The sequence below is a fragment of the Mycobacterium sp. genome (genome assembly GCF_049280035.1).
Lineage (GTDB): Bacteria > Actinomycetota > Actinomycetes > Mycobacteriales > Mycobacteriaceae > Mycobacterium.
In genome coordinates this window covers 1-1,680 of the sequence record NZ_JBAPPI010000260.1, presented here as the reverse complement: position 1 = coordinate 1,680, position 1,680 = coordinate 1, and the positions used below count along the sequence as shown (strand labels likewise).

Here is a 1,680-nt window from a genome sequence, read left to right as displayed (position 1 = left end):
GCGCTGGCCGGGGCCGCGTCCGCCGACGCGACAGCACGGACACGACTGCAGCGCCTGGTGGCGGTGGTAGCTGTCCAACAGCCGCGGTTGGCATGGGCGGCCGGCGATCGCGCCGACGACACCACCGTGTTGGTGACCGATCTGGCCAGCGGCTGGATTCCGCCCGGTATCGAAATCCCGGCTGCCGTAACACTTCTCGAACCAGCGCGCCGACGCGGTGACCTCGAAGCGCTGCTGGGCGAGGTGAAGATAGCCGCCGCATCTGAACCCGGGCACTACCTTCCCGAGTCCGACACCGACGAGCCGGTGGCAACGTCGCCGCGGCCACGGCGTGCGCCCGAAGTGGAAGAGCTGAGTGTCGAGTTGAGCCAGGCCACGCTCTGGCGTGACGGGTTACCGAGGCTCGCGCATACCTTGGCCAGAGCCGCCGCTAGGGGCACCGGGGTGCTCGAATCCGAAGCCGAGCAACTGCACGACGAACTGACCAAGTTCGCCGACCGCGTGCTGGATAGCTATCCCGACAATGTCGATCCAGCCGACGTGGGCAACTGGCAGCTGCTGGCCGCCATCGAGGCCTTGGTGAACAAGAACAAGGCCGCCGCCAATTACCACCTTGCCTGGTTTCTCGCCTGCAACACCACTGCCGCGGAAAGCGTTGTGCGATGAGCGATCTCGACCCTGCCGCCTTGCAGGCCGCAATGGCTGCCGACCCTCGGCCAAGAGCGTCGGCGCCCGACGAAATTCCGACTGGCACTTCGCCGGCCGATCAAGCCGTCGCCGGCTACGCCATGGCCGTCAACTTAGTCACGCGAGCCGCCGAACTCGACTGCGATGCAGATTGGCGTCGCCGCCAACGCATCTACGCCGCCGAGATCGCCAGGCTCCAAACCGAAGGCGGAACTGTCGATCCCGCAGCGATCGACAAGCTGGACAGTGAATGGGTAAGGGCCACACTCAATGCCCGCTACTGCGCCGAACTGAACACCATCGTCCAAGCCGGCTACGAGCGCATCTTCGAGCTGATGGGCCCGCTTCGCGGATCCGGCACCAGTCGAGCCGCGTTACTCGAGCGGATGGCTGCGGCAGTCGACGAAATCAACGCGCTGACCCAGCGCCTCATCGACGAGTACCGCCCCGGCGACTCCGTCTACGAGTTTTTATCCGCCCGTACACTCGACACCACGGTCCCGCCGTACTAGACACATCGCAAGGAACGCCATGGATCCAAAACTGGTAGCGATAATCGAAGATTACGCACGCACGCATGGGTTGAACCTGCCGCCGCTTCAAATCGTCTCCGACATGGTGGCGTCCGGCCCATCGGGAGTCGAGCAACTGCTGACCATGCTGGGCGTAACCATCAATGCCGGCGATCCGTTGGACAACTCCCTGGCGCAGGGCGGGTATACCAAGCGCGACGCTGGACTCAACGGCGCCATGACGCAATTCCCCGCCAATGAAGAGAACTCGGCCGCACAGATGGCCGGTGCCGGCAGTAAAGACCCGATGTCAGAGCTGAGCAGTCTTAGCCAAGCCGCAACAGGGATCGGCCAGGCTGTCACCGGCGCCTTTCAACCGTTTGCTCAACTCGGGCAACAGATTCCGCAGCAAGGTATGCAGGCCATGCAGGCGGCCATGGGCGCCTTCCAGCACGGCGCGGGAAGTGGTGCGGCGGCCGCC

2 protein-coding genes and 1 pseudogene are annotated in these 1,680 nt (G+C 64.7%); all 3 read left to right on the top strand.

Annotated features, from left to right (window positions below; translation table 11 throughout):
* A partial coding sequence (locus WAN71_RS08395) for a DUF5632 domain-containing protein (RefSeq protein WP_422224881.1) occupies positions 1 to 666 on the top strand: 666 nt, incomplete at its 5' end.
* Positions 663 to 1,199 (top strand): hypothetical protein, encoded by a 537-nt coding sequence (locus WAN71_RS08390; RefSeq protein WP_422224880.1) that lies wholly within the window; start codon positions 663 to 665, stop codon positions 1,197 to 1,199. The genes WAN71_RS08395 and WAN71_RS08390, both read left to right, overlap by 4 nt.
* A 19-nt stretch (positions 1,200 to 1,218) precedes the next feature.
* Positions 1,219 to 1,680: pseudogene (locus WAN71_RS08385) on the top strand (hypothetical protein); the annotation flags it as partial.

Excerpts from the sequence above, each read along its gene's own strand:
- WAN71_RS08390 (WP_422224880.1), top strand. The coding sequence starts at position 663 with ATGAGCGATCTCGACCCTGCCGCCTTGCAGGCCGCAATGGCTGCCGAC.